The organism is Nocardioides carbamazepini, from assembly GCF_024614185.1.
Lineage (GTDB): Bacteria > Actinomycetota > Actinomycetes > Propionibacteriales > Nocardioidaceae > Nocardioides > Nocardioides carbamazepini.
In genome coordinates this window covers 505,827-531,510 of sequence record NZ_JAHTLF010000025.1, presented here as the reverse complement: position 1 = coordinate 531,510, position 25,684 = coordinate 505,827, and the positions used below count along the sequence as shown (strand labels likewise).

The following is a 25,684-nucleotide window of genomic DNA, read 5'->3' as shown; positions in this document are numbered from 1 at the left end:
CCGTCATGATGTCGCCACCGGGACCTGTCCGAGGTTCTCGAGCAGCCAGTCGCCGTCGACCAGGACGAGGTCGGCGCTGTAGCGGTTCCGCTTGACGGTCGGCTCCTGAGCGGGGTCCTTGTCGGCGACGGTGACCTCGACCGCCGCGATCATCGTCGCGGTGCGGTCGGTCAGCTCGGTGAGCGCGGCCTCCACGACGCGGCCGGTGGCGATCTTGCCCTGGTCGGCCAGGAGCTGCCGCTCGTCGGCGGCGATCGCGCTCAGCTGGTCGCGCAGCACACCCGTCGTGACCGAGCGCCAGGCCTCCAGGCCCGCCTCCACGTCGCGGTAGTCCATCGAGTTCATCGCCTCCACCGCGGCCGTGCCCTCGATGATGGCCAGGTCACGCAGCTCCGCCCGCGCCAGCGCGGGATCGTCGTCGGCCCTGCTCCAGGACAGGTACGCCACCACCACGGCGACGATGCTGGCGGCGAGCACGACCAGCGTCCAGCGCCCCAGGCGCAGGCGCCCCGACGTGGCCGCGGAGTCGTCCGCACCCAGCACGACGACCGACGGACGGCCGTCGAGCTCCGGCGCGGCGGCCGACTCGCCGGCAGCGTCCTCCGCGGGGTCCCCCGCAGAGTCGGCCACGGGATCCTCCGACGACTCGGTGCTCTCGTCCGGTCCGTCCGTCACGGCGTCCCTCCCATGAGATCCTCCAGGCTGCCGGTCATGTCCACGCCCACCGGCCGCTTGCCCTTCGGCACCGCACCCGGCCCGCGGACGTTGCCGCCCGCGGCGGGCGCCGTGCACCCGGCGTCGGTGTTGAACGGCTTGCCCGGACTGACGTCCAGGCCGGGGCGCAACTCGGTCGCACCATAGCCGGTGACACACGGCAGGGGGTTGAAGAAGGTGGGCGTGACGCCCATCCGCAGGCCCTTCGCGGTCATCACGGCATAGGTGATGCTGATCCCCTCGGGCAGCTTGATGAGCGTCTCCTTGACCCCCGCGGCGTTGGTGCCGAAGACCTGGGCGGTCGAGACCAGGTTGCCCATCAGGTCGCCGAGCGGCTCTCCGACGGTCTTGAAGAGAACCCCCAGCTCGCGCGCGGCGGCCGGGGTCTGCTCGATCAGCTGACGCCACGACTCGTTCTGCTCGGCGAGCGCGTGAGCCAGCAGCGACATGTCCTTGCTGAAGCTCTGGAAGCTCTCGGCCGCGGCCTCCTGGGTGGCCAGGACCGTGCCGGAGCTGCGGATCAGGCTGGCCGAGACCAGGAAGTGCTTGTCCGCGCTGCGGGCGAACTCGGAGGAGGTCTCGACCAGGCGGGCCATGTGCTGCCCGTTGCCGCGGGAGAGGTCGTAGGTCTCGTCGATGACCGTGGTGAGCGCGTCGGAGGGCACGGACGCCACGAAGTCCCGGCCGCTGCGCAGCAGCCCGTCGAGCGACGGCGGCAGCCCGTTGGCGCCCACCGTGAGCCGGTCGCCCTCGCCCAGCTTGTCGCCGCCCAGGGGGCCGCCGCGCAGGTCGAGGTACTGCTCGCCGATCGCGGAGCGGTTGACGACCCGCGCCTCGACGTCGGCCGGCATGTCGGGCGAGCCCGGCTTGATCCGGACGACGGCGCGCGCACCGTCGTCGGTGGCGACCAGGCTCTCCACCCGGCCGACCGGGACGCCGCGGTAGGTGACCTCGCTGTTGTCGAACAGGCCGCCGGCCTCGGACAGCTCCACGGTGATCCGGTAGCCGCCGACGTAGCGGTCCAGCCCGACGTACTGCGCCGCGAGGAAGGTGGTGGTCACCATCGCGAGCGCCATGAAGACGAACAGCTTGGCCTTGGCGGTGATGTTGAGCATCAGTCCTCCGTAGTGGTCGGAGTGGACGACGGAGCGCCGGTCGGACCGGACGGGCTCGGTGTGCCGGTCGGCTTCGGCACCTGCAGGGTCGGCGCCGGGATGCCCGGGATCGGCGAGTCCGTCGGCGGCAGGAGCGACGGCGAGGGCGAGGCCCCGGACGTCGGGGACGACGACGGCGTGCCCGAGGGCGACTCCGTGGCCGCGGGCGTCCCCTCGGTCGCGGGCGGCGTCGATGCCGAGGAGGAGTGCCGCTGTGCCTGCGCCGGCCCCCCGGACGCGATGCCGGTGAGGTCGAAGCCGGGCTGGGACCACGGGCAGCCCATCGCGGCGCAGCCGGGCGGCAGCGAGCTGTAGTTGGTCGTCACGAAGGCGTTGAGGTAGTCGCCCTTGATGGTGCCGAGCACGGCATCGGGGAACGGGTAGGTCAGCAGGATCTGCAGCGACTCGGGCAGCGCGTCACCGGCGGCGGCGAGGTTCTTCAGGATCGGCTCGAGCAGCCGGAAGTCCTCGATCATGTCCTCCTTCGAGGCGTCGAGGGTCCGCATCGTGACCGTGCTGAGCTGGTCGAGCGAGGTGAGCATGGCCACCAGCTGGGGTCGCTGCTCGGCGAGGACCTTCATGCCGGGGCTGAGCCCCTCCAGCGCCGTGGCGATCTTGTCCTTGTCGTCGTCGAGCGTCGCGGACAGGTCGGCGAGCGAGTCGAGGGCGGAGGCGATCGCGTCCTTGCGGGCGTCGAGGCTCTCCACGAAGACCCGTGTGGTGCGCAGGAAGTCGCGGATCTGCTCGGGCCGTCCCTCGGCGACCTTCTGCAGCTCGCGGGAGATCTCCTGGAACTTCCCGACCGCGCCGCCGTTGAGCACGGTCGACACGGCGCCGAGGACCTGCTCGACCTCGGCCACCTGGCTGGTCGCGGCGAGCCCGATGTGGGAGCCCGTACGCAGCTCTCCCCCGCCGGCCGGGGTGGACGGGCGCACCAGGGCGATGTACTTCTCGCCCAGCAGCGAGGACTGCTGCAGCCGGGCGCCGGTGTTCTCGGGCAGGTCGAGGTCGTTGCGGACCACCAGCGTGACGCGGGCACTGAGCCCGTCGGGGTTGAGCTCGATGTCCGAGACCCGGCCGACGGCGATGTTGGAGACCTTGACGCTGCTCTGCGGCACGAGGTCGACCACGTCGGTGAAGTCGACGGTGATCGTCATCGGGTCGTTGCCGACATCGGCGCCACCGGGCAGAGGCACGTCGTAGATGCCGCCGCCCAGGCCGCAGCCGGAGAGGACGAACGCCAGGGCTCCGGTCACCGCGGCCCAGCGACGGGCGCTGCGCGGCGGGCGGGTCGTGGGTCGGGTGCTCATCGTCGGCTCCTTCCGGCGCCCTCGAACATCGTCGGCGGCGCGTTCTCGGAGGTCCGCGCGGTGAGCGCGTCGGCCCAGATCGTGGCCTCGTTGAGGTTGCCGCGGCCGACGAGCACGTTGTGCTCCGGGTCGTAGAGGTCGAGCAGGTTCTGCATCAGCAGGGGCGCCAGCCGCACCATCTCCTCCAGGGAGTCGCGCTGCTTGCGCAGGACCTTGGTGGTGGGCACCAGGTTGTCGACGCTGGCCTTCAGCTTGCCTCGGTTCTGGCGGATGAAGTCGTCGAGGACCTGCATCGCCTCCCCGAGGTTCTTCGCCGCGGCGCCCATGTCGTCACGGTCCTCGGCGAGGTAGCCGGCCACGTCAGCGAACTGCTTGTTGACCTCGCCGACGGCGGCGTCGTTCTCGAGCAGCATCGCGCTGAGCTTCTCGAAGTTGCTGATGGTGGCGAAGAAGTCGTCGTCGAGGCCGGACAGCGTGGCGCTGGCCTCGCCGAACTCCCGGAACATGGTGTTGAGGCCCTCGCCCTCGCCCTCCAGGTTGGCCGCCGCGACCTCGAGCAGGTCACTCAGCGCGCCGTCGCGGTTGGCACCGTCGGGGCCGAGGGCGTCGGACACGCTCTGGAGGCCCTCGTACAGGTCGTCGACCTCGACGGGGACCGCGGTCCGGTCCATGCTGAGCTCGGCGCCGGAGCGGAGCTTGGTGGTGCCCTCCCCCGCGACCCAGGGCGTGGTGAGCTGGACGAACCGGTCGCTGACCAGCGTCGGCGCGATGATGACCGCCGCCGTGTCGGCGGCGACCTCGCGGCCGGGGTCGAGCTCCATGGCGACCCGGACGCTCTCGCCGTCCGGCTCGACCGCCGTCACCCGTCCGACCGGTACGCCGAGCACCTGCACGTCGGAGCCCGGGTAGAGGCCGACCGTGGACTCGAACATCGCGCTGAACCGCACCGGCTCGTCGCGCAGCAGCGCACGGAGGCCGAAGCCGCCGGCGACGAGGAGCAGGACCACGAGGCCGATCACGAGTCGGCGTTGGCGCAGGGAGCTCATCGGGCACCTCCGGGGTGGCAGTTGCGGACGACGTCGTTCTCGAGGATCGGGTTGAGGTCGTCGTCGAAGAGGCCGCACAGGTAGGAGTCGGCCCAGGGACCGTTGCCCGTGGCGGAGGCCAGCACGCGGTAGTAGGGACCGAGCTGGCGCAGCGCCTTGTCGAGGTTGTCCTGGTTGCGCTCGAGGATGGCGGAGACCTTGTCGAGCTTGGCCAGGGCCGGCGCCAGGGTCTTCTGGTTGTCCTGTACGAAGCCACGCACCTGGGTGCCGAGGTTGGCGGTGCCGACCAGCATCGCGTTCACCGCGTCGCGGCGCTGCTGGAGCTCGCCGAGCAGGTCGGAGCCGTCGTTGATCAGGGCCGCGATCTGCTCGTTGCGGCCCGCGAGGGTGCCGCTCACCTTGCTCGTCGCCTTCAGCAGCTCGGCCAGGTCCTCGTCACGGGTGGAGATGGTTCGGGAGAGCGCGGTCAGGCCGTCGACCATCTGCCGGACCGACTCGGGCGTGCCGCGGAAGGTGTCGGAGATCGCCCGGAAGCTCTGCTCGAGCTGATCGGTGTCGATCTCGCTGGCGGCGGTGCTCAGGTCGGAGAAGGCCGCGTTGACGTCGTACGGCACGGAGGTGCGCTCCAGCGGGATCGCGCCCTTCAGCTCACCGGAGCCGAGCGGGTCGATGGCGAGGAACTTCTGCCCGAGCATGGTCTTGACCTTGACCGCGGCGGTCGTCTTGTCGGGGAGGTCGACGCCCTTGGCCCGGAAGCGGACCACGACGTCGCGACCGCGCAGGTCGACGTCGGTGACCTCGCCGACCCGGACGCCGGCCACGCGGACCTCGTCGCCGGGGCTGAGCCCGCCGGCCTCGGCGAAGACGGCCTCGTGCTCGGGGCCGCCGCCGACGACCGGCAGGGACGACAGGTTGATGGCGGCCATGAAGGAGACACCGAGCACGACCATCCCGACCAGGGCGATCACGACCAGGTTGCGCTCGGCGAACGAGCGGCGGAAGCGGGTCATCAGTGGCACCTCTCCGCGACCGGCAGGGCGCCGAGGTCGCCCATATATCCCTGGGGCATGGGGATCCGTCCCTCCATCGAGCACAGATAGGTGTTGAGCCACGATCCGTAGCTGCTCAGGCGGCCGATCCGGTCCAGCTTGACGGGCAGCAGCTCGAGGAAGGACTCGACCTCGTCGCTGTGCTCGTCGAGGTTCTGCGAGAGCTTGCCCAGGTGCTTGATCGACTGGCGGACGGCCGGTCGGGTCTGGCCCAGCAGGTCGGCCACGCTGGTGGTCAGGTCTCCCATGCCGCTGATCGCGCCGCCGATGGCGGCCCGGTCCTCGGCGAGGCCGGAGACCAGCTGCTGCATGGTGAGCAGCGTGGTGTCGAGCTGGCCGGAGCGCTCGTTGACGGTGGTGAGCACGCTGCTCAGGCTGGTGATCAGGTCCCCGATCACCTGGTCCTTCTCGGCCAGGGTCGTGGTGAGCGACGCGGTGCTCTTCAGCAGTCCCTCGACGGTGGCGCCCTCACCCTGGAAGACCGCGATGATCTGCTCGCTGAGGCGGTTCACGTCGTCGGGGTCCAGCATCCGCAGCAGCGGCTGGAAGCCGTTGAACAGCAGGGTCAGGTCCAGCGCCGGCCGGGTCTGGTCGACGCCGAAGGTGTGCCCGGGCTTGATGGTGGCACCCGTGGCGGCGGTCGTGTTGCTCACCGCGGTGGCGTCGGTGCCGGTCTGCCCGACCGTCGGGCTGCTGGTCACGCCGGACGGCTGGACGAGCGCCAGGTAGCGCTGCCCGACCAGGTTGCGGAAGCGGATCTGGACGATCGTGCTCTCCGGCAGGCGCACGCCCTTGCGGACCGTGAACCTCACCTTGGCCAGCCGGCCGTCGGTGATCTTCACGTCTCGGACGCTGCCGACCTTGACGCCGGCCATCCGGACGTCGTCGCCGCGGCTGACGCTGGTCGCGTCGGTGATGACGGCCGCGTAGTCCTGGGCGTCGCCACCGGAGTCGTTGCGGATCGTGAGGGCCAGCACCATGGTGGCCAGCACGGTGACCACGGTGAACACCAGGGCCTTCACCGCCGTCCAGCGCAGGTGGTGGCGGTCGGACGCGCCGCTCATCGCAGCACCACCTTCGTGTTCCGCAGGGTCGGTCCCAGGAGCAGGCTGCTCCACGTCGGGTACTCGCCGGGGGCCATGCCCTGGGTGGGCGCGACCAGCTCGGCGATCAGCTGGTTCTCACCGGGCGAGTTGGCGTCGCCCAGCCCGGTCATGGCGTACTCGTAGGACTGCACGCTGCTGCCCGGCGGCGGGGCGATGGCGGGCGGCTCACCCGAGTCACCCGTATCTGCCGAGTCATCGGTGTCGGGCGTCCCGGTGGCGGGCCAGCCGGTGTCGGCGCCCTCGGCCGGGTCCGTCGTACCGGGCAACGTGGCCCGGGGAGCCGGCTGGGTGCCGACCTGTCCGGTGACGTACGGGCACCGGGGCTTCGGGTTTCCCTTGGTGTAGGTGAGCTTGTCGCGGCCGGCGAGGTACTTGCTCCGCGTCGGCACCACCTGGAGCACCGCGTGCAGGCCGGGCTCGCCCCGGCCCTTGCCGAGCGTCTGCTCCATCTTGGGGATGAAGTCGCGCACCGCGCGGAGCAGGCACGGGAACTGTGACGCATAGGGCGACGTGGCCCGCAGCGCCCGGCGGCTCTCCTTGGAGAGCACCGTGATCGTGTTGTGGTTGCTCGCCACCCAGCCGCGGGTGGTGTCGGCGGAGCCGATGACGCTGGCGTAGACGTCGCGCAGCTGGGTCTGCTCGTCGACCAGCAGCTGCGTGCTGGTGGTCATCGTGGCGAGGGCGTCGACCAGGTCGGGCGCGGCGACGTTCCACTCCTCGGCGACCCGGCCGAGTCGGACGAGGTCGTCGGCCATCTGCGGCACGAGCGGCTCGAGCTTGGTCAGGTAGCGCTGCCAGATCGACAGCGCGTCGCCGATCTCCTCGCCGTTGCCGCGCAGCATCTCGGCGAACTCGCCCATCATCGCGGCGAGCTTGTCGGGCTGGATCGCCTTCATCACCGGCAGCAGCTCGTCGAGGACCTGCTGCAGCTCGGCCGCCTCGGCCGACGCATCCTGCCGGATCACGTCGCCACCGCGCAGCCGGCTGCCGCTCGGCGTGCCCGGCTCGACCAGCGCGACGTACCGCTCGCCGAAGAGGGTCTTGGGCAGCAGCCGGGCCACGACGTTGTCGGGCAGGAGCTCGAGCACGTCGGGGTTGAGGGCCAGGGACAGCGCGGCGCCCTCCTCGGTGGCCCGGATCTTCTCCACCCGGCCGATGGGCACCCCGTTGAGCTTCACGTCGGAGCCGGTCTGCATGGCGTTGCCGACCACGTCGGTGCGCAGCGTGACGGTCTCGCTCGGCACGAGCACCCGGTGGTAGGCGAGATAGGCCACGGTCAGCAGCACGACGGCGAGGCCGACGGCGCACAGACCCACGATCACGTCGCGGATCCGACCCGGATTGGTCGTGCTCATCCCGCGATCCTCACCGTCGTGGTGGCGCCCCACAGCGCCATGGACAGGATCAGGTCGAGCAGCGCCACCGCGACGAGGCTGCGGCGCACGGCACGGCCCACCGCGACGCCGACACCGGCGGGACCGCCAGAGGCGGAGAAGCCCATCCGGCAGTGCACCAGGATGATCATCACGGCGAAGACGAGCACCTTGACGAAGGACAGCAGGATGTCGATCGGTGGCAGGAAGAGCTCGAAGTAGTGGTCATAGGTGCCGGCGGATTGGCCGTAGACATAGACGGTGACCAACCGCGATCCGGCGTACGACGTGAGCAGGCCGATCACGTAGAGCGGGATGATCGCGACGAAGCCGGCGATGACCCGGGTCGTGACGAGGAACTGCACGCTGGAGACGGCCATCGCGGTGAGCGCGTCGACCTCCTCGTTGATCCGCATCGCACCGAGCTGGGCCGTGAAGCCGGAGCCGACGGTCGCCGAGAGCGCGAGCGCCGCGACCATCGGGGCGACCTCGCGGGTGTTGAAGTAGGCGGAGATGAAGCCGGTGAGGGTCGCGGTGCCGATCTGGTCGAGGGCGGCGTACCCCTGCATGCCGACGACGAGGCCGACCGAGAGCGTCAGCCCGAGCATCACGCCGACGGTGCCGCCGATCACGGCCAGGGCACCGGAGCCGAAGCTGACCTCGGCCAGGAGGCGCATCACCTCACGGGGGTAGTGGCGGATCGTGGCGGGGATGTGGCGCATCACCTCGCCGTAGAAGCGCATGTCGGCGCCGATCTGGGCCAGCTTGTCGACCGGTCGCATCGCGACCCGTCGGGGCGGCGAGAACCGGGGCTGCGGAGTGGTGGCAGCCATGTCAGGCCCCCTTCATGGGCACCAGCGTCAGGTAGAGCGCGGTGAGGACGGAGTTGACGAAGAAGAGCAGCAGGAAGGTGACGACCACCGACTGGTTCACCGAGTCGCCGACGCCCTTGGGGCCGGGCGCGGTGTTGAGCCCGCGATAGCAGGCCACGACGGCGGCGATGAACCCGAAGATCACGGCCTTGATCTCGCCGACCCACAGGTCGGAGATCTGGGCCAGGGCCGTGAAGCTCGACAGGTAGGCGCCGGGCGTCCCGCCCTGGAGCATGACGTTGAAGAAGTAGCCGCCGAGCACGCCGACCACCGAGACCAGGCCGTTGAGCAGGACCGCCGCCCCGACACAGGCCAGCACCCGGGGCACCACGAGCCGGTGGACGGGGTTGAGACCCATCACCCGCATCGCGGCGATCTCGTCGCGGATGGTCCGTGACCCGAGCTCCGCGCAGATCGCGGCACCTCCGGCGCCGGCGATCACCAGCGTGGTGACCATCGGCGCGGCCTGTTGGACGATGGCGAGCACGCTGGCCGCGCCGGTGAAGGACTGCGCCCCGAGCTGGGTGGTCAGCGTGCCCAGCTGGAGCGCGATCACCGCGCCCAGCGGGATCGAGATCAGGATCGCGGGGACCCAGGAGACGCTGACCACGAACCAGAACTGCTCAAGCGTCTCACTCGCCCGGAAGGGGCGCCTGAAGAGGGCCCGCATCGTGTCCAACGCGAGTGCGAAGAGGCTTCCGGTGGCGTTCAGCGAGCGGACGGGGAGGCTGGGACGAGCGACGGAACGCGCCTGGTCAGACTCCTCGTCGTCGGCGACGTACAGAGGCGCGCCGCCGGAGGCCACGCGCGCCCGGTGCCGCTCGGAGCTGGGCCGGGCCGCTCCCGAGCGGGGAGCGAGCTGCCGGGGCACGACCTCGATGGCGCGGGCCCCGCTGGGGATCATCCCGCCGCCGGGGTAGCCACTGCCGACGAGGTCGTACGGCTCGGAGCGCCGGTGGTCGGTCTCCTCGCTCATGCCGATCGGGCCGTCGGGGTCGCCGCTCATGAACTGCGACACGACCGGGTGGTCGGTGATCAGGAAGGACTCGCGCGGGCCGAACATCACGAGCTCGCGGCGGTAGAGCATGCCGATGTTGTCGGGCAGCGTGCGCGCCAGCTCGATGTTGTGGGTGACGACCAGCATGGTGGCGTCGGTGGCGGCATTGACCTCGATCAGCAGCTGGGCGAGGTTGGAGGTGCGCACCGGGTCGAGGCCGGAGTCCGGCTCGTCGATGAGGATGATCTCCGGGTCGGTGACCAGGGAGCGGGCCAGGCCGGCCCGCTTCTTCATGCCACCCGAGATCTCCCCCGGCAGCTTGTGCTCCTGACCCACCAGCCCGACCATGTCGAGCTTCTCCATGACCACGTCGCGCACCTGCGGCTCCTTGAGCTTGGTGTGCTCACGCAGCGGGAAGGCGACGTTGTCGTAGACGTTCATCGAGCCGAAGAGCGCGCCGTCCTGGAACAGGATGCCGAACTTCTTGCGCAGCTCGAGCTTGTGCGACTCCGGCACCGACACCATGTCGACGCCGTCGACCAGCACCTGCCCCTCCTCGGGCTGCACCAGCCCGATGAGCGACTTGAGGAAGACCGACTTGCCGGTGCCCGAGGGCCCCATCATCGCCGTGATCTCGCCGGGCGGCAGGGTCAGCGTGACGTCGTGCCAGATGTTCTGTCGGCCGTACGTCTTGCTGAGCCCGGTCACTTCGATCGATCCGCCCACGGGGTCCTCCTGGGTTTCTGTGCGGTTTTCGTACGTGCTGGATACGCGTGCTGGTCAGTGGGGCTGCCGTGACCGAGGGGCGGCCCCCAGCAGCGTAGGTGTGCGCCCAGTCACACGGGCGCGATTGCGTACGACCGCGCGTGCAAGTGACGCGCCTTGTCAGTGGAGTGACAACAAACGGTGTCGTGACGGGACCGCGCGGGAGCGGCTCACTGCACGCCGCGCACCTTCAGCAGCCCGCGGGCAGGCGATCTTCATAGCCGACACCGTGCCCTACCGCCCACTCCCCCGCGACGACCTGCGATCACCCCACCCGAGTATGGGCCGACAGTTGTGAGGTGCGTGACAAGACGGCGCGCGTACCGGCGGAGGAGCCCGGCGATGACGATGACCGAGAGGTACCGGCGCTTCGACGCCGGCGACCGTCGCAAGGGTCCCGGCACGCGGTAGGCGGCGCCTACGGCCGGGAGTTCGAAGTCATGACGAGAGCGCGACGGGGGCGTCGTGCTCGGAGCCGCGCATGACGGCGGAGACTGCCGCCGCGGCAAGAATCAGTGCGCGACAACCTCGCCGGCGCTGGCGGCAGTCACCGCTCGGCGGAGCCAGGTGTCGAGGAGATCGAGGTCAGTCGCCGACGCGATCTGCTCGCGCACATCGTCGGGGACCTCGATCCCCCGCGCAGCGAGCACCGAGAGGACGGCACCGACCTTCCCACGCGCCTCACCGCGTGCTTCCAGGACGTCCGCAGTGCTCATGGCGACCTCCATTGCCTGTTGTCCGACCGTCTCAGCAAAGCCAACGATACTCTCGAGCGGATGATCGGTGGTCGCCCACACGTAGGTGAACCACGCGTGCAGGAAGCCGCGCCCGCCCGGCTCATCGAGAGCCCGCCGGACGTCCTCGCGCCACCCGGCCAACCGAGCGACGGCGTCCTCGGACGCAGGCAGCCGGAACGCGACGAACGCCAGACGCGCCTGGTCGGTCAGCGGACGCTGCCGCAACGCCTGGTCATCGACCATGGCCAGATCGTCGAGCAGATAGCGCCATGATGGAACCAGCCCATCCGCGCTCCCGTCGCTCGCACTGCTGCGGTCGATGAGCTCGCCCAGGTCGGTGGCAGCGTTCCAACGACGGCGACCGGAGTGGACGACCACCGGGACGATCAACGGCAGCAGCCCACTCCCCGGGTGCGCCTTGACATGCCGCTCCCAGATCCGGACCTGGTAGGCCGCCATCCGCAACGCCATCAACCGGTCTGGAGCGGACTGGTGCTCGACCAGCACATACAGATAGGCCTCACGCCCGTCGAGCGGGACACGGAACAGCACATCGGCATGACGCTGACGCAAGTCATCGTCGACGAAGCTGCCCGGCACCCGCTCGAGGCCATCGAGGTCCATCCGGTCCAGCACCGCCGGCGCCAGCAGCGACCGCAACTCCGAAGCGGCGTTCACGGCGTTGTCGAAGACAAGCCGGAACAGCGAGTCGTGAGGCTGACCCCGACTCTCGTCTTCGGCACTGGGCATGCGCCGAGTCTGCCCATGAGTTCCGGCACCTCCCGATCACTCTCCACAGGCAGGCGCCCACCGCCATCCGACCCGCACTCCAGGAGACCGAAGGCCCGAAGGAAGAGGTGCTCATGGCCGAGCCGACGGTGCTCCGAAGCGGGGACGGACTGCTGGAGGCCGTTGCCGGGCCCGAAATCCGGTGTTCGCCGCGGGAACGGCGGTCAGTCAGCGCTGGCGAGTCTGCCGTGTGCCGTGCGCCGGGTCAGGCGCTCGACTCCAACCGTTCGTGGAACAGGTCGAAGTCGCTCTGGTCACCGGCCTTCCACAACGGGAGGCTGGACTTGAGCGCGAGGGTCATCTGGACGATGAACTCGGGGTCGCGCAAGGACTCCCCGAACAGCTGATTGATCCGCTTCCACCTGTAGCGCACGGTCTGTGGATGCACGTCGAGCCGAGCCGCGATCGCGGGTGCGCTGTCCCGGGTCTCGGCCCAGATCAGGAGGGTCTCGGACAGGATCCATCGTGAGTTGGGCGCCTCGGCGAGGAGCGGACGCAACAGCTCTTGGCACAGGTGCTGGCGCATGGACGGCTCGGCGTGCAGCCACAGCTGGGTGGCGTGCTCGGCGCAGTTGACGACCTGTGTCGGCACGATGATGCCGCGCTGGACGAGGTCGAGGGCACGTTGGCACCAGCGCAGCGCCGATCCCGACTCTCCAGGGGGTACGGGCCAGCTCACCGCGATCCGCAGGCCGGGGCCGGAGGAGCTGATCTGCGCGACGAGCTCGTCCCGCTCCTCGGGTGGGCACAAGACGAGCATGCGCCGGGGCTCGACATGGATGAGCATGGTCGGCGATTCGAGCACAGTGGGGGGCTCCCCGAAGTAGCTGACCGCCAGCGCCACCACGGTCTCGGGGATGGACCATCCCGCGGCCTCGGCCAGCGCCCGCAGGTCCTGGTGGTCGATTCCCAGCCTGACCCCTGGACCGGGCCGGGACACCGGGTCGGCCAGGAACCGTTCGAACAACCGGTCACGGGCGGCGTCGTGACCGACCTTCCCCACCCGATGTGCCAGCTCGAAGCCCGCGACGAGTTGGTCACGCAGGTGCTCGAGATAGTCGAAGACGGCACCGGCCAGATCTCGCAGATCCGTGCCGGACAGGTCGTGACCGACGGCGAACTCCGCGAGATAGCGCCAGGACCATCGGGTCGCTGCCCGCAGTGCGGCCTCGAGCGCCTCCAGGCTGCGCCCTCGCTGGGCCTGCGTGTAGCCGAGACGACGGAACATCTCGTCGACGTGACGCTCCTGCCCGGGCAGCTGCTCGGCATCGTCGAGGAAGTGCCGCGCCGCCGTACGAGCGGCGAGGACGAGGACCTGGCTACGTGGCGCGCCGGCGGGCCCGGCGAGCTCGGGCACGGAGTCCTGGATCTGGCGGACGATCTGCTCGGCCATGGTCTCCATCTGAGGGCGCAGGATCTGGACGACCCGGGACAGCGCATCTCGAGGCGACTCCTCCGATGACTCCAGGGACGGCATCGGCGTCTCCGTCATGTCGGACTCCCTCCGGCTCACAGGCACCACTGGTCCCGCGTCCGCGAGGACCAACCCCCCGATGTGTCCGCCATCACAGCGTAGGTCTCTTCGGTGCCGACGGAAGCGATAGCGCGTTTTTGGATGGCAGAATGTGCGTCCGTTAGACGCGATAGCGCAGCGTGCCGAGAGCGAGGGTCGCAGTGGTCCGGTCTTCGGCGTACTGTCCCGCATCGCTCAGAGGACTGGTGGCCGGTCGGCCCGGCACTTCGTCTACCGGGCCGGCCGACCGAGGATTGCCAGGATCCGCTGGCTCTCAGTGATCAGGAGTCATTGCGCACCCGGTTCAGGGCCGGAAGTTGATCGCATCGTCTGGGTTGCTTCCGGGAGTGATGTCGAAGGCGACGTTCAGCGAGATCGACGCGCCGTTGACGAACGCGCAGATGCCCGTGGCGTTGGAGACGCTGAATCCGGACCCGCTGATCGTGAGCTGCTGGGTGACCTCGTTGTAGGTCGCGTCCGTCTCGCCGCCGACGTCCATCTGGCACAGGGCGCCGCCGTTAGCACGCAGGCACGGGTTGCCCGAGGCATCGTTGGCGTTCACCTTGCCGGTGATGGCGGTGTCGGTCAGCCCGGCGGCCGAGGCCTGAGTGGTCGGGTCGACCCGGACCTTGAGCGAGCAACCGGCCTTCAGCACGACGTTGATCGTCGTGCCGGCCGGACCGGCGCAGTTGTTGATGTTGGCGGCGGTGAGCGTCAGATACGGGCTCGGCACACCGGCGATGTTGGTGTGAACCTGGCCGGACCCGTTCGCGCTGGCACACGGGTAGGTGCTGCCGAGGTACGTCGCCGAAACCGTGCCCGGCCCCTTGTCGACAACAGTCACGGGATAGTTGCCCGACGCATAAGGCGGGCCGTTCTGGAGCACGACCGATGACACGGCCGCCTGGGCCGGCGCAGCGATCATCGCTGCCACGGCCGACGCGGCCACGACCGCGAAGAGCCTGAGGCCCAGCTTGGAAATCTGACGGGACATGGGTCCGATCCTTCCGATGGACGCCGGCACCGAGTGCACCGAGCTTTCCGGACAGTGACCCGCGCTCGCACTTCTCCCCGCAAGGGGTCCGGTCACCCAAGCACACTGACAACACCGGAATCGCTCACCCACATCACAAGAACCGGCTCCGCAACGACGACCGTCAACTGCGCTCGCCCTCATGCGTGCCCGAATGACATCTGCCCGGACCGCGAGCGGTCCGGGGCAGATGCGATGACAGACGACGTCGAGCCTGCCGAGACCCCGAGGTCTCGGCAGACTCGACGTGATGGTCAGGTCAGACCTTGAACTTCACCACGATGGTCGAGGGAAGCGCGGTAGAGCTGCCCGGGTAAGACCAGGTGGCGGTGTACTTGCCCCGCTTGAGGCCCTTGATCACGATCTGGACGGTGCCGTTGGCGCCCACGGTCGCCGTCGCGTTCTTGGTGACCGTCTTGGTCTTGCCCTTCTTGTTCTTCACCTTGCCCTCGACGGCGAGGGTGAGCGTGCCCGCCGGCGTGACACCGGGCGTGGCGAGGGTGGCGGCGAAGGTGGTCTTCTTGGCCTTCTTCGCGGCGGCCTTCTTGCCCTTGTACTTGCTCACGGGCTTGTCGGCGGTGAGCTTGCTGGCGACCTTGACGACGGGCGCCGCGGTGACCGGACCGAGCGCGTTGGAGGTGGTGACCACGGTCTCGCCGCCGCGCTCGGCGGTGGCCTCGTAGCTGATCGTCGCGCCCTCGAGGCTCTTGTCGAGGGTCAGGGTGTCGCTGGTCGCACCGGCGACCTCGGTCGTGGTGCCACCCGTCGTCTTGAGCCACTGGCCAGTGACCTCGCCGTCGGGGTCGAGAGTGAACTCCGCAGGCGTGGTGACCTTCACCTGCTGCCCGGTCACCGGCGAGCCGGCGATGATGGGAGCGGCGGCCGCGCGGAAGTCGGTCACGATGACAGCGGCGTGATCCTTGCCGACGCTGACGGCCGCGACCTGCTCGCCGTCGTTGATGCCGTCCACAGCACCGACATTGCCCAGATCGGCGTGGGGCCCCCACGCGTATACCTGGCCGTCCTCCGTGACGGCGATGACATTGTTGCCGTTGGCGATCCCGAGGGAGATGACGTTCTTGCCGTCCGGCTTCGCCGGCACGGCCGGGATGGGCTCAGCCGGATTGAGGACCGTGCCCCACAGCCGGATCGAGCCGTCGTCGAGGATGGCCCCGAGGGTGTAGGCACCGCTGGCGAGCTGGGTGACGTGACCCTGGATGTCACCGGGCGGGGTGTTGCCGGGCATCAAGTCGGTCCCGAAGGCGATGACATTGCCATCGGCGTCGAGCGCGGCGCCGGCGTTGCCCGCCACCACGTCAACCAGGCCGGTCAGGTCATCGGGCGGAGCCAGGAACGGAGCGGTGCCCCAGTGCTCCAGGGTCCCGTCGGTCGTCACCGCGAAGGCGGTGCCCATGGTGTCCACCGCCACGGCCCGGGCCAGTAGACCGTTCGGCTCGTTGGAGATTCCAGCGCTGTTTCCCCACGCCTCGACCTCGCCGCCCTCGCGCAGGACGATGCCGTTGCCCTCCTTCAGTTCGACCGCAGCGACGTCGGTCAGGCCGGTGGGCGCGCCTGCCTTCACTCCGTCCGCTCCGGAACCCCAGACCACCAGCTCACCGTCGTCGGTGACCGCACCGGTCACCGGGTTGTTGCTGGCCGAAACACTCACGATCCGCTTCCCAGCAAGCTCTGCGGGCAACGTGGTGGCAACAGCAGAACTCGCCGCTCCCCAACTCACCAGATGACCGCTCTGATTGGCGGGGATCGGCTGGCTGGCAAGCGCCGGGCCAACTGCCGCGCCAGCCAAGGCGAAGGTCACGGCGCCAACGGTCGTGGCGGTCAGCAGGGTACGGATTCTCAAGGGATGCTCCATCTCTGGTCTTCGACAAATGTCGACACCCACACACAGCGACCGACTCATTACCACGCGTGGGAGCGACTCATTACCATGGGTGGCCGGTCGGCCCGGTACTTCGTCTACCGGGCCGACCGGCCGGGGGGGGGTTCCCCGAGATCAGATGACCCTCAGCAATCGAGGATCAACGTGCGCGCGATCACGGAATGAAGTTGATCTTGTCGCCCACCGTGCTGCCGGGGGTGACCTTGAAGAGCACGTTGAGCGTGATCGCGGCGCCGTTGACGAACGCGCACAGACCGGTGGCGTTCGAGATGCTCAGGCCAGGACCGCTGACCCGAAGCTGCTGGGTGGCCTCGAGGAAGTCCCCACCCGTCACGCCGCCGACGTCCATCTGGCAGAGAGCGCCGCCGTCGGCAACCAGGCACGGGGCACCGGTGACCGGGTGGTTGGTGTTCAGCTGACCGAGAACGGTGTCAATGAGCAGGTCGTCAACCGTCGGGAGCGGGCTGGGCTTGTTGGCGTAGACCCTCAGCGAGCAGCCAGCGGTCGACTTCAGCCGCACATTGATGGTCGTACCGGCAGGCCCAGCGCAACCGTTGATGTTGACAGTCGTGAGCGTGAGGTACGGGTCCGGCACGGAGGTCGTGCTGGAGTGGAACGTGCCGCTCGCGCTCGCGCTCGCACAGGCGTAGGTCGTGCCGAGGAACGTGGCCGAGACCGAGCCAGCGCCCTTGTCAACAAGGGTCACCGGCTTGTCGCCCGAGGCATAGGCGACGCCGGCCGCGTTCTGGAGAACGACTGCGCGCATGGGGCCCGAGGCGGCCTGGGCCGGGGCTGCGATCATCGCTGCCACGGCCAGCGCGGCCACGACCGCGAGGAGCCTGAGGCCCAGCTTGGAAATATGACGGAACATGGGTCCGATCCTTTCGATTTGACACCCGGCACCGGATGCGCCGGGCTGCACCGCATAGTGATCCCGATCACGCGTCGGTCCGCAAGGTCCCGGGCCGTCCATATGCCCAAGCATCACCGGAATTGCTCACGCGGATCACAAGAACCGAATCCCCGAAGCGCCCGATGCACGTCCTTGTCATCCCTGTCACAACATCGCCCTGCGCAGCGGACCAAGACACCGGAACAGGTTGAGTCGAACCGACTCGTCCGGCACAGTCCCGACCATGAGACGTGACGCAGAGATCGTGGGTGGACGGAGCATGCGGAGATCATCGGGGAGGGCGGCCATAGCGGCAGTCACTCTCACGGTCGGCCTGGGACTGGCAGCGGCGCCGGCAATCGCGGACGGCCCGACGAGCGGCCCCGGGACAGACGTGCCGGGCCCGATGGCGCTGCCCGCGTCCCTGGCACTGGCTGGTTCTTATGTCGGCTGGGGCAGCGGCACCGACCTTGGCCAATGGAGTCTGCCCGCCGAGTTAGAGGACGTCGCGCTGCTCGAAGTCGCGACGGCAGAATCAGTGACACTGGCGCTAACCGGCGACGGTCGGGTCGCAGCATGGGGCCAGAACGCCGCAGGCCTCGAGGACATACCGGCGGAAGTCGCGTCGATGGACGTGGTGGACCTGGCCGTCGGGTCGGTGAACAACGCCGGAGTAGTGGGCGCAGACGGCCGGGTGGTGGTCTGGGGTCGCTCAGCGTCCTATGGAGACCCGACGGACGTGCCACAGGAGTTGACTCGGCCCGCCGCGCCCGGAGAACCCCGAGTGGTCCAGCTCGCCCTGGGCTACTACAACGGGTTTGCGTTGAAGTCGGACGGCACCGTCGTGGCCTGGGGCAACCAAGGCGGCGATGGGTTTGAGATTGCAGACGGGTTGACCCAAGTGCCCAATGGACTGGAAGCCACCCAGATCGCGGCGGGCCAGTACTTCGTGCACGCGTTGACCACCGACGGCACTGTCATCGGCTGGGGCTCTGCCACTAACAGCACCTTCCCGCTGCCGCCCGCCACCCAGGTGTCGGGCAATGTGAAGGCGATCGCGAGCAACGGGACGAGTGCGGGACCGGCGTACGCGCTGCTGGCCGACGGCTCGACCGTGTCCTGGGGATCTGCGAGTGGCCCACAGTCCCTGCCCGATATGGCGGGGACCAAGGCAGTGGCGATCACAGCTGCCGGCCTGCCCGTCGGCGCGCTGGCCCTGGACGAGGATGGAGCACTGCACGCAAGCGCATTCCTGCAGATCCCGGCGTCGCTGGCAGGCCAGCCGATTGGCCAGTTCGGCATCTACGGCTCCAGCAACGCCGCAGCCATCGTGACACGCATGCTCCGGGCGAAACTGCCGACGGTCGTTGGGACGGCTCAGGTTGGCTCCGGGCTGCTTACGGGCACGCCTGGCACCTTCTCCGCCGAGCCCGACGACGTGACCAGTCAGTGGCTGGTCAACGGGCAGGCCGTTGGCACACCGGTCGCCGGTGAGTCCACCTCGGGCTCGCTGCCCCTGGCTGACTACCCTGCCGGCACGACGATCGCCTATCGCTCCACCGCCACCAAAGCCGGCGAGGAACCGGTGACCGCGACCTCGGCCGTCACGACTGTCGCCCCGGCCCCCACGACGGGGACGTCCAAGACGACGCCGGTGGTGGGCGTGAAGGTGACCAAGGCTCCCACGACGAGGAAGGCAGGCAAGGCCACCGTCACCGTGCAGGGTGGTGTCGCCGCCACCGGCTCAGTCACCGTGACCGCAACCGGCAAGATCCTCAAGAAGGGCAAGAAGAAGAAGACCAAGACCATCACCGTCACCGGAGCGGTCGCCAACGGCACCGCGAACGTCACGATCAAGAAGATCAAGGGCGCCAAGGGCAAGTGGACCGTCACCGCCAGCTATGCGGGCGACGCCACCCACAACGCGGCCTCCAGCCCGCCGGTGAAGATCAAGGTCAAGAGGTAGGCCTCCGCGCCCCTCGACCTACGAGCTGCGGTCCTGTCCAGGGAACTCCCCCTGGGCAGGACCGTTGCATTTCGGCCATCCGGGTGCCACGGCAGCAGGCGAGCACGGCGCCCTTGCCTGCGCGCAGCTACCAGGTCACCCGATCACCGCCGGGCTTCCTTGAAAGTTGGTTGCTCGCACCTCTCCGAACCACCGTCAGCCCCGGAGCCGGGCGTCTCGATCACCCGAGCCGCCATCGACGTAGCCGTGAACCAGCCGGATTGGCAACGGACAGTCTGGAACCTGACAAGTCCGGAAACCGCCGTGCGTCGGCGCGGAGCGCCACATCGACGTGCGCCATCAGCCTCACCGACATCCACCTGGCCCAATGTGCCGCTGTTCGCGCACAGTCACCACAGAGTCAATCGCGCGACAATGCCGCCCTCCCTACAGAACAAGCAACGGAGACACCGCTGCCGCCTGGAACACGACATCCCCGTCCTTGTCACCCCCGTCACAACATCGGTCGCCCGACGCCGCCGTGCAGAGCAAAGGCTTGAGCGAGTCCAGTCACATCGGGCACAGTCCCCACCATGTGGACCACGATCCGCCGACGACGGCGGCTGCTGTGTCTAGGCCTGATTCTGGTGCTTTGCTGGCCAGTCAGCAGCCAGGCCGCTCCGATGCCGTACCCCGGCCTCCCCGAGCCGACCATCGAGCCAGGCCAGTGGATGTGGGTCCAGCAGATGGGAATGTCGGAGACGGCCAAGGCCAAGCAGTACGTGGCTGTCCCGCCGCTAACGCTGGCCGCCTATGGCGGGAGCATTCCCACCGGAACAACCCAGCCCGGAGAGCCGAAATTCCTGAAGGTGGGAGGCGACGCCGCCTTCGTCTCACCACCAGGAGCACCGGAGCCCTACGGCTACATGCCGCCGATGCGAGTGCGGACAGTGGGTTTCGGTCTGCTCCCAACCGAAGCCACGATCCAGATCAGTCAGCGGCGGCGCCCCGACGGGCGGGTGATCCCCGTCCACGCGGAAGTCGACTCCATTGTCATGCCGGACCAGACGAGGATCTTCCCCGACACCGTGGTGGAAGACGCGTTCGAGATTCGGGTCACCCAGGTCCTACTGGACGGCGTTGACATCGGGATCAGCGGGAAGTGCCGCACAGTCCGGCCCGCGCCGGTCCGGATGGTGGGCCCCGGATACACGATCCCACCCGAACACGCGGGCTCCGAACAAGATGTCATGGCGTACCTGGCGACGCTCGGCGAGGAAAACTACTTCAACCCGATCTACGGCGGTCAGCTCACAGGCACCATCGATATCCCGCCGTTCACAGGATGCACCACCAAGAGCGGGGATGATCTATCCCCCATGCTCACACTCAGCGCCTCGGGCCCCGGGAACCGGGTGGCCGCCCGCGCAAGGTCGGCGTGCACCCAGGAGAGCACCTTCTACCGTCCCCCGGCTCCCGGCGATTGGAACAAGTTCCCGTTTCCGGATCCAGGCCCGTCCGACGACCCGGTCTGGTGCCGTCCATACGAGCCGGACGAACTGATTCCCTATCCCGAGCGCGGCGAGGACTGAGGCCCCCACGGTTGCTCTCGCCGACCACCAGCCCTCCCCTGGCAGCTCGCCAGGGGAGGGCTGTTTGGTGTCGGCTGTCCCCGCTCGGCGCACGAACAATTGCTTGTCACGCGGGTGAGTAATTCGGCTTGCGATTGCAAGGTTCCCCATGGAGCCGCGCCATAGCGACGGTAGACCGGGCAACGCTGGCCCTCCATCAGGCAGCAGCACAGAGCGGTCGCTGACTCCCCGCTCACGAGCGAGAAGGAGCGTGCATGCCTCGCCATCTTCTCGCCAGCGCCGTGGCTGCGGTCGTGTTGGTGGCCGGCAGTCTCTTCCTGCTCTGGACACCCTCCCCGGGCGCACCGGCACACGGCAGCGCATCCAGCAGCGACGAGTTCGAGGTGGCCGGTGACGGCACTCTCCCCGAGAAGCGGCCACCCCTTAGGGAGCAGGGGGCACCGCTGAGCACCGCCGAGCGTGGCTACGCCATCGGCCTCGCCCTCGCCAGCCTCCCCGACTCAGGCCGCGATGTCCTCGACGAGGCGAGGGCGGAGGTGCTCGCGGCCGATCTGCCGGCGGTGGACCTGCGCGACGGCCGTCGACGGGTCCAGGTCACGGCGTACGACTATGACGACGATCGGCTGCACCAGATCCTCCTGGACTTGCCGACCGGGCGGGTGATCTCCGAGGAGGCACTGACCGGCGTACAACCGCCCCCATCGACAGCCGAGACCCAGGTCGCGCTGGACCTGGCCCTCACCGCGATGCCGGCGCCCGCCTTCGTCGACCAGTTCCGCCAGCTGACCGGGGCGCCGCTTCTTGCCGCGGACGAGGTGCGCGTGATCGGAGCCGCCTGGGCTCCCGAGGACGGCGGTGGAAGCAGCGCTACACGGACGTGTGGCACCGAGCGCTGTGTGCAGCTCCTGGTGGCGCTGCCATCCGGGCAGTACCTCAGCACCGACGACTTCGTGGTGAACCTGAGTCGCCGCGCCGTCACCCTGTTCCCGCCGGGAGGGCACCGTCATGGCTGACCCCCGACACCGGTCGCTGCTGACCGCGGCCGCCTGTTCGGTGCTGCTGGTCTGCGCCACCCTGCTGTCCGGTACCACGACGCTGGCCGGCCCCTCTCGTGCGGCCGCCGCGGCGCCCGGTGCGAGTGCGGAGGAGCCCGCGTGTGGCCCCGCGTTGGTGACCCGCACCCTGTCGACCGGCTCCGCGTGGCGGATGTGCACGCGGATCCACCCCTTCAAGGGGCTGGTGCTCGAGGACGTCCAGTTCCGGTCCGCCACCGGAACTGGAGATGACCAAGGATGGCTGCGGGTCATCGGCTCCCTCTACCTCGCCCAGCTCAATGTCCCCTACGACACCGGGACGGACGTCTTCGACGACATCACCGGGATCGGCTTCGGCAACGACCGCCTGCTGACCCAGACACCCGAGACCTGCGACGGTGACGCGCTCCCGGTCGAGCAGTCCTTCATGGTCGGCAGCAAGCTGGTTGAGCGGACCATCCCGGGGATCTGCGTGCGCGAGGCCGAGACCGGCCTGGCCTGGCACTCGCAGGAAGGTTGGGCGACGACCAGCGACCGCTACGCACAGCAGGGCCGTGCGCTGGAGGTGTCCTCGCTGTCCAAGGCCGGGTGGTACGAGTATCAGCAGAAGGTGACGTTGACCGACCAGGGCACCATCACCGTCGGCCTCGGTGCCGCCGGAGACCTGGCCCCCAGCGAGGGATTCTTCCGCACCGACCCCGCCTTCGGCTGGCCGATCGGGCCGAACGAGGACGAGGACTCCGACCGGCATGCCGGCTCGCACTGGCACAACGCGATTTATCGCGTCGACTTCGCCATCGGCAGCGGCGACCAGCAGGTCGAGGAGTGGGACTACGAGGGCGATCCCGCGTTTCCGACCCGGGTCCGCGGCGAGGGCACGATCCGGGACGAGGCGTTCATCGCGGAGGACCCACCCGCCACCACCTGGTGGCGGGTGGTCAACCCCACCGCCCTCAACGCAGACGGACATCCGCGCTCCTACGAGATCGTCAACGACGCCATCCAGAACCCCTATCTCCCACTGACCAGACCCCCGCTCAGCTTCACCAACGACCACCCGTGCCAGGAGTACGCCTCAAGTAACCTCAACGCCGGCTGTCCCGGCCAGTCGGTCCTCGACTACGTCGCATCGGAGACGAAGCCGCTCACAGAGCCGGTCGCCTGGGTCAGCGTCGGCTATCACCACATCCCCCGTGACGAGGACCAGTCCCCCATGCCAGTCCACTGGCAGAGCTTCTCGCTCGCCCCCCGCGACCTGCTCGCCCAGCAGGCGCTGACACCCGCGGAGCGCACCTGCGACAACGGACTGACCACCGGCGCCGGTGGCTCGTGCGCCGCCATCAACGTCGCCGCACCGGCCATCGCCGCCGGCAACTCGCCTCCGGGTGCCGGCACCCTGCTCACGGCGGACAGCGGCACCTGGCGGCGGGCGCGGGAGCTTCTCGCCTATGAATGGTTGTGGCTGCGCGACGGCGAGCCAATCCTGGCCACCGGCGACGACGGCCTTCCGAGCGCCGCCACCGGCGAGACCTACCGCCTCACCGACGCGGACATCGGCCGCCAGATCACCGTGCGGGTGACCGCGTCCGCCACCGGGGTCACTCCGGGCATCGCCACCTCCGCGCCCTTCGTCGCGCCCCTGCCGACGCCGCCGGTCACGAACCCTGCCCGTACGGCGCCCGAGCTCAAGCTGAAGATCCTGAAGAAGGGCGACAGAAGGGGCCGACCACGGCTGCGCATCGTGGTGCGGGGCGACCAGGGCGGCGGGGCCGGCGTCGTCACCATCCAGCGGCGCGGGAAGGTGGTCACCGCCGCGCTCTCCGACGGCCGCGTCACTGTGCGCCTGCCGCGACCGGGCAAGCGCTACCGGGTCACCGTGTCTTATCCCGGCGACCAGTGGTACCTGGCCGCCACCGCCACGATCCGGGTACGCCGGTAGTGGCGGCGGGTCGTCATCCACGGGCCGGCGTACACCGATGGCACAGATCGTCGGCCGATGGCAGCATCGGATCCGTTGCACACTGGAGAGGTGGACCTGGTGGACGACCCGGCCCACCTGCTCCGCCATCCCGCCGCCTGACCGCTCTCACGCGCCTGCGGCAGGTCCCGCGCTGGCGAGACTCCCGCTGGCGAGACTCCCGCTGGCGACTCCCGCTGGCGTCACCCGCCCGGTCAGAGACCCTGGGTGAGATCCGGCGCGCCCGGCGGCAGCAGGTCGGCGACCTCGACTTCGAGCGCCTGGCTGAGAGCAACCAGCGTCAACAGCTCCGGGTTGAGGGGCGTGCCCGGCTTGGACTCGCCCTTCTCGAACTTCTGGTACGTGTTCGGCGCGATGCCCGCGCGGAAGGCGACGTCGTCCTGGCTCATCCCGACGGCGGCCCGGGCGCGCTTCAGGTTGTGGCCGATCTCGCGGGCATAGGCCGCCCATCCGGCGGGAGGAACACGGCGTGGCACGCCCTCACCTTGGCGGCTTTCGATTCGTTCGCCGAGCATACTGGTGTGGGAATACAGGTGTGACTTCGCACATCTGTGGACAACCGCCCCGCCGGCGCCGTTCCTGTCGGCACTTCTCCCTACGGTCCTTTCCTACGGCGGCACGCCACTCGAGATCGGAGGCACATCGTGGACGACCAGCGACCGACCTGGCTTCAGGAGTCGTGCCCGGCGTGGTGCACCCGGGAGCACGAGGAGGATGACCACCCCGCGGACCGCTACCACGCCAGCGAGGCGACCTTCCTTCCCGCCATCGCTGCCACCGCGGACACCGTTCCCGCGGCGTCCTCGGCCGACGCCGTCGAGCTGATCATCCACATCCGACGACAACTCGACGACCCCACCGACTGGGTCACCGTCGAGCCCGCTCAGACCCGACTGCCCCGCCTGACGCTCACCCGCGAGTCCGCGGCCCGGCTCGTCCGTGCGCTCGCGGAGCAGCTCGACCGCGATGCCTGAGGCACCGTCCGGTGTCGTCCAAGACGCTCATCCACAGGTGGTCGTCATGCCGGTGGCCCAGGCCGCCACTCGATGGCAGCATCATCGGATCCGTTGCACACTGAAGAGGTGGACTTGGTGAACGACCCGCAGATCTGGACCCTGATCGGGGTCTTCAGCGCCATCATGATCGCGTCGACCCGCTACACCGTGTCCACACTGCGCGCCGAGATGTCGGCGCTGCGGACCGAGATGAGGGCTGGCGATGCCGCGCTCGGCGAACGGATCGACGCACAGGGTGCCCAACTGGGCGAGCGTATCGACGCACAAGGCAAGCAGCTCACCGAGCGGATCGACGCACAAGGTGCCCAACTCAACGCGCGCATCGACACACAAGGCAAGCAGCTCACCGAGCGGATCGACGCACAAGGTGCCCAACTCAACGCGCGCATCGACGCCCGAGGCACTCAGTCCGACGACCGGACCGACGCACAAGGCGCCCAGCTCGGCGCGCGCATCGACGCCCTGAGCAGCCAGCTCAGCGCGACCGAGAAGCGGCTCGACACCAAGATCGACGACAAGCACGACCACCTCGCCGAGGTCCTCGGCGTACGGCTCGACTCGGTCGACCATCGCCTCGGGTCCGTCGAGGACGACCTCAAGATCGTCAAGGCCCACCTGCTCCGCCATCCGGCGGCCTGAGAACCACCCCGGCGCCGCCTGAAGTCACCCGACAGTTGTCACCTGCATCTCAACTTCGGGCCCGATCTCAGCGCATTGACGTCACAGCGCGTTACACCGCCCGTGGGTGTGGCTGAATGGTTCTCGGACGGCGTTCCGCTATTCCGGCCCTCCCGCCGGAACCAGAACGTCAGGGACACTTGTGGGAGTGCGCCCTGAGGGCCTGGACGTGCCGCCTGCAGAAGCAGTCG

At 69.2% G+C, this 25,684-nt stretch carries 21 protein-coding genes; 6 read left to right on the top strand and 15 right to left on the bottom strand.

From position 1 onward, the window contains the following. Window positions 1-3: 3 nt before the first annotated feature. The 14 genes from KVF89_RS28640 to KVF89_RS28570 all read right to left on the bottom strand — a co-directional run bounded on the left by KVF89_RS28640 (window position 4) and on the right by KVF89_RS28570 (window position 17,184). On the bottom strand, window positions 4-675 hold the full coding sequence (locus KVF89_RS28640) for a hypothetical protein (protein WP_257430541.1): 672 nt from the start codon (window positions 673-675) through the stop codon (window positions 4-6). Further along, window positions 672-1,829 carry an MlaD family protein gene (locus KVF89_RS28635; protein WP_257430540.1) on the bottom strand — a complete coding sequence of 386 codons (1,158 nt, stop codon included), beginning with the start codon at window positions 1,827-1,829 and terminating at the stop codon, window positions 672-674. The genes KVF89_RS28640 and KVF89_RS28635 overlap by 4 nt, the downstream gene beginning before the upstream one ends. Beyond that, the gene (locus KVF89_RS28630) at window positions 1,829-3,178 is read right to left on the bottom strand and encodes an MCE family protein (RefSeq protein ID WP_257430539.1); all 1,350 of its coding nucleotides are present in this window, start codon (window positions 3,176-3,178) and stop codon (window positions 1,829-1,831) included. Before KVF89_RS28630 ends, KVF89_RS28635 begins: the two co-directional genes overlap by 1 nt. Continuing rightward, on the bottom strand, window positions 3,175-4,224 hold the full coding sequence (locus tag KVF89_RS28625) for an MCE family protein (protein ID WP_257430538.1): 1,050 nt from the start codon (window positions 4,222-4,224) through the stop codon (window positions 3,175-3,177). The genes KVF89_RS28630 and KVF89_RS28625 overlap by 4 nt, the downstream gene beginning before the upstream one ends. Next, the gene (locus tag KVF89_RS28620) at window positions 4,221-5,234 is read right to left on the bottom strand and encodes an MCE family protein (RefSeq protein WP_257430537.1); all 1,014 of its coding nucleotides are present in this window, start codon (window positions 5,232-5,234) and stop codon (window positions 4,221-4,223) included. The genes KVF89_RS28625 and KVF89_RS28620 overlap by 4 nt, the downstream gene beginning before the upstream one ends. Next, window positions 5,234-6,337: an MCE family protein gene (locus KVF89_RS28615; protein WP_257430536.1), complete on the bottom strand. Its 1,104-nt coding sequence runs from the start codon at window positions 6,335-6,337 to the stop codon at window positions 5,234-5,236. Before KVF89_RS28615 ends, KVF89_RS28620 begins: the two co-directional genes overlap by 1 nt. Then, window positions 6,334-7,734, bottom strand: coding sequence for an MCE family protein (locus KVF89_RS28610; protein ID WP_257430535.1), 1,401 nt, complete (start codon window positions 7,732-7,734; stop codon window positions 6,334-6,336). The genes KVF89_RS28615 and KVF89_RS28610 overlap by 4 nt, the downstream gene beginning before the upstream one ends. Further along, window positions 7,731-8,585, bottom strand: a complete 855-nt coding sequence (locus tag KVF89_RS28605; RefSeq protein WP_257430534.1) for an MlaE family ABC transporter permease — start codon at window positions 8,583-8,585, stop codon at window positions 7,731-7,733. The genes KVF89_RS28610 and KVF89_RS28605 overlap by 4 nt, the downstream gene beginning before the upstream one ends. Before the next feature lies 1 nt (window position 8,586). Then, complete coding sequence (locus tag KVF89_RS30685) at window positions 8,587-10,347, bottom strand: ABC transporter permease (RefSeq protein WP_443690008.1); 1,761 nt, start codon at window positions 10,345-10,347, stop codon at window positions 8,587-8,589. A gap of 551 nt (window positions 10,348-10,898) precedes the next feature. Continuing rightward, entirely contained in the window at window positions 10,899-11,873 is a 975-nt protein-coding gene (locus KVF89_RS28590; RefSeq protein ID WP_257430533.1) for an Rpn family recombination-promoting nuclease/putative transposase, read from the bottom strand. 244 nt (window positions 11,874-12,117) lie between these two features. Continuing rightward, window positions 12,118-13,404, bottom strand: a complete 1,287-nt coding sequence (locus KVF89_RS28585; protein WP_257430532.1) for a PucR family transcriptional regulator — start codon at window positions 13,402-13,404, stop codon at window positions 12,118-12,120. Between the two features lie 325 nt (window positions 13,405-13,729). After that, the gene (locus KVF89_RS28580; protein ID WP_257430531.1) at window positions 13,730-14,449 is read right to left on the bottom strand and encodes a hypothetical protein; all 720 of its coding nucleotides are present in this window, start codon (window positions 14,447-14,449) and stop codon (window positions 13,730-13,732) included. Between the two features lie 268 nt (window positions 14,450-14,717). Next, on the bottom strand, window positions 14,718-16,127 hold the full coding sequence (locus tag KVF89_RS28575) for an RCC1 domain-containing protein (protein ID WP_257430530.1): 1,410 nt from the start codon (window positions 16,125-16,127) through the stop codon (window positions 14,718-14,720). A 385-nt stretch (window positions 16,128-16,512) separates the two neighbouring features. Continuing rightward, window positions 16,513-17,184: a hypothetical protein gene (locus KVF89_RS28570; RefSeq protein WP_257430529.1), complete on the bottom strand. Its 672-nt coding sequence runs from the start codon at window positions 17,182-17,184 to the stop codon at window positions 16,513-16,515. A gap of 472 nt (window positions 17,185-17,656) precedes the next feature. Between KVF89_RS28570 and KVF89_RS28565 the strand changes: the two genes are divergently transcribed. From KVF89_RS28565 to KVF89_RS28550, 4 genes are all read left to right on the top strand, one after another. Then, window positions 17,657-19,216 carry a hypothetical protein gene (locus KVF89_RS28565; protein ID WP_257430528.1) on the top strand — a complete coding sequence of 520 codons (1,560 nt, stop codon included), beginning with the start codon at window positions 17,657-17,659 and terminating at the stop codon, window positions 19,214-19,216. 572 nt (window positions 19,217-19,788) lie between these two features. Continuing rightward, the gene (locus KVF89_RS28560; RefSeq protein WP_257430527.1) at window positions 19,789-20,787 is read left to right on the top strand and encodes a hypothetical protein; all 999 of its coding nucleotides are present in this window, start codon (window positions 19,789-19,791) and stop codon (window positions 20,785-20,787) included. A gap of 254 nt (window positions 20,788-21,041) precedes the next feature. Beyond that, entirely contained in the window at window positions 21,042-21,800 is a 759-nt protein-coding gene (locus KVF89_RS28555; protein ID WP_257430526.1) for a hypothetical protein, read from the top strand. Beyond that, complete coding sequence (locus KVF89_RS28550) at window positions 21,793-23,760, top strand: copper amine oxidase (RefSeq protein WP_257430525.1); 1,968 nt, start codon at window positions 21,793-21,795, stop codon at window positions 23,758-23,760. The genes KVF89_RS28555 and KVF89_RS28550 overlap by 8 nt, the downstream gene beginning before the upstream one ends. Window positions 23,761-23,993: 233 nt before the next feature. On the opposite strand, the gene KVF89_RS28545 is transcribed toward KVF89_RS28550, so the two are convergent. Next, window positions 23,994-24,275 (bottom strand): helix-turn-helix domain-containing protein, encoded by a 282-nt coding sequence (locus KVF89_RS28545; protein WP_257430524.1) that lies wholly within the window; start codon window positions 24,273-24,275, stop codon window positions 23,994-23,996. Between the two features lie 168 nt (window positions 24,276-24,443). Between KVF89_RS28545 and KVF89_RS28540 the strand changes: the two genes are divergently transcribed. Both KVF89_RS28540 and KVF89_RS28535 read left to right on the top strand, forming a co-directional pair. Next, complete coding sequence (locus KVF89_RS28540) at window positions 24,444-24,773, top strand: DUF6907 domain-containing protein (RefSeq protein ID WP_257430523.1); 330 nt, start codon at window positions 24,444-24,446, stop codon at window positions 24,771-24,773. 108 nt (window positions 24,774-24,881) lie between these two features. Beyond that, window positions 24,882-25,454: an apolipoprotein A1/A4/E family protein gene (locus KVF89_RS28535; protein ID WP_257430522.1), complete on the top strand. Its 573-nt coding sequence runs from the start codon at window positions 24,882-24,884 to the stop codon at window positions 25,452-25,454. Window positions 25,455-25,684 lie beyond the last annotated feature (230 nt).

What these genes read in the sequence shown, in the direction of transcription:
- KVF89_RS28620 (WP_257430537.1), bottom strand. Translation starts at nt 5,234, where the DNA reads ATGACCCGCTTCCGCCGCTCGTTCGCCGAGCGCAACCTGGTCGTGATC.
- KVF89_RS28585 (WP_257430532.1), bottom strand. Translation starts at nt 13,404, where the DNA reads ATGACGGAGACGCCGATGCCGTCCCTGGAGTCATCGGAGGAGTCGCCT.
- KVF89_RS28605 (WP_257430534.1), bottom strand. Translation starts at nt 8,585, where the DNA reads ATGGCTGCCACCACTCCGCAGCCCCGGTTCTCGCCGCCCCGACGGGTC.
- KVF89_RS28625 (WP_257430538.1), bottom strand. Translation starts at nt 4,224, where the DNA reads ATGAGCTCCCTGCGCCAACGCCGACTCGTGATCGGCCTCGTGGTCCTG.
- KVF89_RS28555 (WP_257430526.1), top strand. Translation starts at nt 21,042, where the DNA reads ATGCCTCGCCATCTTCTCGCCAGCGCCGTGGCTGCGGTCGTGTTGGTG.
- KVF89_RS28635 (WP_257430540.1), bottom strand. Translation starts at nt 1,829, where the DNA reads ATGCTCAACATCACCGCCAAGGCCAAGCTGTTCGTCTTCATGGCGCTC.
- KVF89_RS28550 (WP_257430525.1), top strand. Translation starts at nt 21,793, where the DNA reads ATGGCTGACCCCCGACACCGGTCGCTGCTGACCGCGGCCGCCTGTTCG.
- KVF89_RS28565 (WP_257430528.1), top strand. Translation starts at nt 17,657, where the DNA reads ATGGCGCTGCCCGCGTCCCTGGCACTGGCTGGTTCTTATGTCGGCTGG.
- KVF89_RS28590 (WP_257430533.1), bottom strand. Translation starts at nt 11,873, where the DNA reads ATGCCCAGTGCCGAAGACGAGAGTCGGGGTCAGCCTCACGACTCGCTG.
- KVF89_RS28560 (WP_257430527.1), top strand. Translation starts at nt 19,789, where the DNA reads ATGTGGACCACGATCCGCCGACGACGGCGGCTGCTGTGTCTAGGCCTG.
- KVF89_RS28610 (WP_257430535.1), bottom strand. Translation starts at nt 7,734, where the DNA reads ATGAGCACGACCAATCCGGGTCGGATCCGCGACGTGATCGTGGGTCTG.
- KVF89_RS28615 (WP_257430536.1), bottom strand. Translation starts at nt 6,337, where the DNA reads ATGAGCGGCGCGTCCGACCGCCACCACCTGCGCTGGACGGCGGTGAAG.
- KVF89_RS28630 (WP_257430539.1), bottom strand. Translation starts at nt 3,178, where the DNA reads ATGAGCACCCGACCCACGACCCGCCCGCCGCGCAGCGCCCGTCGCTGG.